This window comes from Anaplasma marginale str. Florida (assembly GCF_000215485.1).
Classification (GTDB): domain Bacteria; phylum Pseudomonadota; class Alphaproteobacteria; order Rickettsiales; family Anaplasmataceae; genus Anaplasma; species Anaplasma marginale.
Map to the genome: position 1 here is coordinate 1 of NZ_AFMS01000043.1, position 5,416 is coordinate 5,416.

The 5,416-nt window shown below is 51.2% G+C and carries 6 protein-coding genes; 3 read left to right on the forward strand and 3 right to left on the reverse strand.

The features are described 5' to 3' along the window. Positions 1–34 precede the first annotated feature (34 nt). Complete coding sequence (gene rpsI / locus GAC_RS01210) at positions 35–481, reverse strand: 30S ribosomal protein S9 (RefSeq protein ID WP_010265839.1); 447 nt, start codon at positions 479–481, stop codon at positions 35–37. Beyond that, positions 468–959, reverse strand: a complete 492-nt coding sequence (gene rplM / locus GAC_RS01215) for a 50S ribosomal protein L13 (RefSeq protein ID WP_010270531.1) — start codon at positions 957–959, stop codon at positions 468–470. The genes rpsI and rplM overlap by 14 nt, the downstream gene beginning before the upstream one ends. A 227-nt stretch (positions 960–1,186) precedes the next feature. On the opposite strand from rplM, the gene GAC_RS01220 reads away from it, so the two are divergent. Together GAC_RS01220 and GAC_RS01225 are read left to right on the forward strand one after the other, a co-directional pair. Next, the gene (locus GAC_RS01220) at positions 1,187–2,413 is read left to right on the forward strand and encodes a TolC family protein (RefSeq protein WP_010265842.1); all 1,227 of its coding nucleotides are present in this window, start codon (positions 1,187–1,189) and stop codon (positions 2,411–2,413) included. Between the two features lie 27 nt (positions 2,414–2,440). Then, a complete protein-coding gene (locus GAC_RS01225) occupies positions 2,441–3,025 on the forward strand; it encodes a DUF2497 domain-containing protein (RefSeq protein WP_010268375.1) in 585 nt (194 codons plus the stop codon). Between the two features lie 127 nt (positions 3,026–3,152). On the opposite strand, the gene GAC_RS01230 is transcribed toward GAC_RS01225, so the two are convergent. Further along, positions 3,153–4,184, reverse strand: coding sequence for an Mrp/NBP35 family ATP-binding protein (locus GAC_RS01230; RefSeq protein ID WP_010268378.1), 1,032 nt, complete (start codon positions 4,182–4,184; stop codon positions 3,153–3,155). 112 nt (positions 4,185–4,296) lie between these two features. Between GAC_RS01230 and GAC_RS01235 the strand changes: the two genes are divergently transcribed. Next, positions 4,297–5,265 (forward strand): ribose-phosphate diphosphokinase, encoded by a 969-nt coding sequence (locus GAC_RS01235; protein WP_010268380.1) that lies wholly within the window; start codon positions 4,297–4,299, stop codon positions 5,263–5,265. The last annotated feature ends 151 nt before the right edge of the window (positions 5,266–5,416 follow it).

Genomic DNA, 5,416 nt, shown 5'->3' on the forward strand with positions numbered 1-5,416 from the left:
GAAGCCGGAACACGCAGGCACCGGACCAGCTATATTATCTCTTAGAAAACTGGCACTTCTTCCTGGCCTTGTGCTGACCGTATTTCTTACGTTCCACAACCCTCGAATCTCTGGTGAGGAAACCAGATTGCCTTAAAACGGGATGCAGCGCGGGATTCATGCACTTTAGTGCCTTGCTTATACCGTGAGCCAAAGCCCCAGCTTGACCAGAAATGCCACCACCAAAAACCACAGCCTTCACGTCGTAACAGCCAACGGACGACGCAACCCCGAACGGGGCATTAACCCTGCGACATAGAGATTCTCTCTTGAAGTACTGCGCGCATCCAACCCCGTTGACCGTGATCACGCCACTGCCCACCTTCAACCATACCTTGGCCACAGCGGTCTTCCTGCTGCCGGTACCGTAAGAGCGACCAAACTCGTCTATTTTGGCAGCAGCCCCACCACCGAGATCGGTAGCTCTCTCACCTTCCGTCATTCCTTCCCCTTGCATTCTTAACGTTCACCGCACCAAAGTCCAACGGCACGGGCTTCTGAGCATCATGACCATGGACCGGACCAGCGTACACTCTGAGATTCTTGAAGCGCCGCCTAGCCAACGGGCCATCACCCAACATCCTCCACACAGCCATCTTAACTATCCTCTCAGGACGGCCGGCACGCTCAATATCCATGGGAGTGCAGCTCTTCAGCCCACCAGGGTACCCGGTGTGCCTGTAATAGATTTTATCCTTGCGCTTGTTGCCAGTAAACCTGGCGCGACCGGCGTTGATGATAATTACATTATCTCCGCAGTCCATGTGGGGTGTGTACTCGGGCTTGTTCTTGCCACGCAACACACTTGCAACAAATGCCGCAAGCCTGCCGACCACGGCCCCGTCAGCGTCTATAAGCACCCAGCGCTTGTCCACCTGACTAGCCTTCAGAGAAAAAGTCCTCGCGCCTAATACACCCATAACAAAATCACAAAAAACCAAAACGCATCACGTCACTCTAGCGCCATATCCCACACTTGTCAATTTCAAAACTGGGCCCACAACCGAGAAATAAGCGCGCGGATAGCACAAGTTGTGCGGCCATGCAGTATACTCTAAACTCCGTACGTGGCGTGATTAAGATGTTGCGCCGACGGCGATTTTACATAACTATAGCACGTGAGACAAACAGTAGCTGGTGGTTGCTTATGCGCATAGGATTTCTATTACTTTCGTCTGCCTTTTTAGTTGCCCTTTCTTCTGGGGCCTATGGAACTTCGCTGGACGAGGCGTTGAAAAAAACGCTGGAGAATAATTACGCCATCAAGGCAGGCGTGTATAGGAGCTTGGCCACCAAAAGAGAAATAGCCAGCGCTGTCATCAGGGGGTTTCTACCCAGAGTCACCTACGACTTCGTCGTGCAGAAAGATGGTAGGCATGCGTCGCATAGTATGTCCACTTTGACCTTAACACAGCCCATGTTCGATGGCGCGGCAACACTCGCCCTTGACAAAGCCAAACACTTGCACAATGCACAAGACGTAGGGCTCGCTTTGGAAAAACAAAAAACCCTACTGGGTGCGATAAAGACGTACATGGGGGTGCTGACTGCATATGAAGTGCATAAGTTGAACGAGAATAACGTAAAGGTTTTCGAGCAACACATGCTCGCAGCAGAAAAACGATTTTCGGTAGGGGAAATCACGAAAACTGAGCTTGCCCAGGCGAGGGCAAGATTTTCCGCTGCGAAGTCTGATGCCATGAGCGCAGCAGGCAAGTTAAAAGCTATGGAGGCGAGTTATACCCGTATAGTAGGAGAAAAACCAGTTGATTTAAAATACCCTAGGCATAGGCTACACATTCCCGAGTCGCTGCAGGAAGCCATAGAGGCCTCGAAAGCGGGCAATCTGGCTCTAATACTGTCGAGGTATTTGTACCAAGCATCAAAACGCGATGTGGCCATAGCAACGGCCAAGAAAGTGCTTCCGTCGTTGAGCATATCCGCATCTGAGCTGTTCCCGGGCATAAACGTGGACAAGGCGTCACAGCGGCTGGAAGTGCGTTTGCGATTCCCGGTCTTTGAGCAAGGAACAGGATTCATGGATATAGACCGAGCACATAAAATTCGGCAGCACAAGCTATACTCTTTGCGCGAAGAAATGCGGGAAATTGAGGAGTCTATAATACTGGCCTGGGAAAATTTGGCGACGTCTAGATCCGTATTGAAGTCCGCACGCGACTCAGCCAGGTTCACCGAAACAGCGCTAGAAGCGATAAAGCAGGAGGCAAAGCTGAATTTGAAAACGACTCTGGATGTGCTTGATGTTGAACAGGAATTGCTCAAGGCAAGGGTGAACACGATAAACGCACACAGCGAGTTGATCGTGAGTCAGTACAATTTGCTTGCCTTAATTGGGCAATTTAATATTAATTAGGTTACGTGCCTTGGGGATGTGCTTGTTATGAGTGGTTCCAGCAGCCTTCAGTCTATAAGGGATGTCGTTGCAAGTATAAGGAAAGTCATACTCAGCGACTCCCAGTCTCATGATGACGTAATGTACCTGGAAAATCCTGAGAATTTGGATGTGATAAGCTATAAGAGAGAGGGCCCGGGCGTGTCCAGCAGCATTTGCGCTACGCAGAGTGTTGGCAGGGTGCGCCACTCCAAGAATTTTTGCTCGGTAGAAAGGGAAGTGCAGCAACGACAGATAAGCTGCTCGATGGAGCTCACTGAGAGTTCGTCCTTGGCTTCCTTTGCAGAAGGTAGTACAGCATCGTCAGACGAGGACGAAAGTGCTTTGCTCTCTCGAGAGAACATAGAAGCAGCAACTAAAGAAATAAAAAAGTTGGTTGACGCAGCCATGGCTACGGAAAGCCCGGCGGCGCCTGCCCCCTCAGCGGGAGATAGCAGCAAAGGCCTCACTGTTGAGGAATTGACGCTCAGTGTGCTGCGCCCTCAGCTTTCTGAGTGGCTGAACGAGAACCTGCCGGGGCTGGTTAGGGAAATTGTGGAAAGAGAAATCGGTAAGCTGATTAAACAGCAGTAGTCGCAGCGGAGTGCGTGGCCGGGCTTGTCGTCTTTCCAAGACGTGGGCTTCTTGCTGGAAATCGTGGGAGTGTGGAGTTGCCATTGGTGGCGGGTGTTGCTCCTTTGGGTGAGTCCATCCTGCACGATTATATTACACCGCCTTCGGTGATGCTTGTTAGCATGTTCTCTGTGATTCGATCATACGCTTCTAGTAGCTCTTTGTTTCCTACAGTTGGGTCTCTGCACTCCGAGGTTTGACAAATTTCGGGGTCAATTCTGATGTCACCTAGGAATGGTGCACCAGTCAGCCTGGAAATATCCTGTGCTCCTCCCGTACCAAACACGTAGGTCTTGCGGCCAGACGCGCTGTCGAAAAAATAGCTCATATTCTCTATAACTCCCGATAGCTTTACATTCAAATTTGCGAGCATATCGCAGGTCTTTACAACCTGCAGCACTGACAGCTTCTGCGGAGTGGAGACTGCTACTGCCCCAGTTACGGCAAATTTTGCAAGGCTAATATGCACGTCACCGGTACCTGGAGGCGTATCAACTATCATGTAGTCTATCTCCCCCCAGCTCGTGCCTAACATAAGTTTATCGATTGCCTTAGTAAGCATGGGGCCACGCCATACTATCGCCTTGTTTTTGTCCTCCACAAGGTTCCCAATCGAAATGCTTTTCAACCCAAAACTTTCCAGGGGTACTATCATGCCATTACGGTCGATTCCCGCCAAAGCGTCGGCCCCAAGTAGGTGTGGAATTGAAGAGCCATAAATATCCACATCCACCAGCGCAACTTTGTACCCACGCCTCACCAGAGAAAGGGCAATTTGAGTCGCCACGGTGGATTTTCCCACACCTCCCTTACCGGAAACAACCAGCACCATATTGCGCACCCCCTCAATTGTAACCTTGGGTGTGCGTTGTGTGCGCCTTTGCACCAGAGCAACCGTTACACTTGATATGCCAGATATGCCCTTCTGGATTTCGTTTATACACTTCGCTTTGAAGCTCTGTTCCCACGATTTAGTAACCTGTCCGGGCATGTCTAGTATCACGCCCACATTGCCCCCATTCAGGGTGATAGAGAATTTACCGATGCTGGCCACGTTGCTGCCTGTTTCCGGATCTGCAATCTTTTCCAGAATTTCCCTAACATCCTGTTCGGTGAACATGGCAACTTCGCATAGCAGAGTGAAAAATTATGGTACCACGTATGGTAAAACATGTTTACTTTTGTGACGCACCTAATTATCATGCGCTCGTTAATGGCAACGTTTGGTCAGTATGGTAATAGTACCTGGCAGCACTGCCACAGCTCTTGCTGCAAGTTTGTCAAGTGTTACAGGGTTCCCAGTAGTCACACCCTGCATTTCTAGGTTCGCGGACGGAGAAATCAACGTTGAGTTTCCAAGTGGCGCTGCGGAGGCGCCGTATAAGAACGTGGTTTTGCTGCAGTCCTTGTGCAAACCAGCGAATGACAGTTTAATGGAGCTTCTGCTGCTGGCAGATGTTGTGCGGCGGACTTGCGCGCCAGACAGGGTAACCGCTGTGGTGCCTTACATGTGCTACTCTCGGCAGGATAGGGTAACGTCCCGGGTAGCGGGTGAGTATGGTGCGGTAACGTCCGCACTTAGCTCTAAGGTCGTCGCAAAGTTGCTTGGAGCGTCTGGAATAGATCACTTGATTACCGTAGACCTGCATTCCAGCCAGGCAGCCGGGTTTTTCGAAATGCCGCTTACCAATCTGCCCGTAGCGGGGTTATTTATCGAGGAGATTGGTGACAGCCACATACTGGACAAGCTGGCGGTTGTGGCGCCTGACTGTGGGTCCCTGCCCAGGGTTAGGGGGTTCGTTCGGGCGCTGTCAGAAGGGCGCAAGGTCAACTCCGTGCAGGTGGCGGTAATTGACAAATATCGTGAAAGCCCCGGAGTATCTGAGGTTGTGCACGTCATCGGCAGCGTAAAGGATAGGCATTGCGTCATTTTGGATGATATAGTAGACTCGGGGGGTACGCTGTGCAACGCAGCTGCGGCCCTGAAAACGAGGGGGGCCATGAGTGTACACGCGCGCATAACCCATGGTGTGTTCTCTGGCAGCGCGGTTGACGCCATAGAGGCGTCAGAGCTGGACTCTCTGGTGGTGACAGATACAATAACTGGGGTATCCTTCCCGGAGGGTAAGATAAAAGTACAATCAGTAGGCAAGCTTTTGGGAGACTGCGTACTATCGCACTTTATGAGGCACAAGTTATGAGTAAACTCTCAGATGGAGCAGCCTACAGTGTGGGGCACGAAGAGCTCGCTAGGGCGGCTAGGTTGGTGAGGCTCAGGGTACCGGAACATGAGGTTGACCGGTGCTGCGAAGAGCTCGGCAATGTGGTCGCGTGGTTTAATATGTTGTCTGA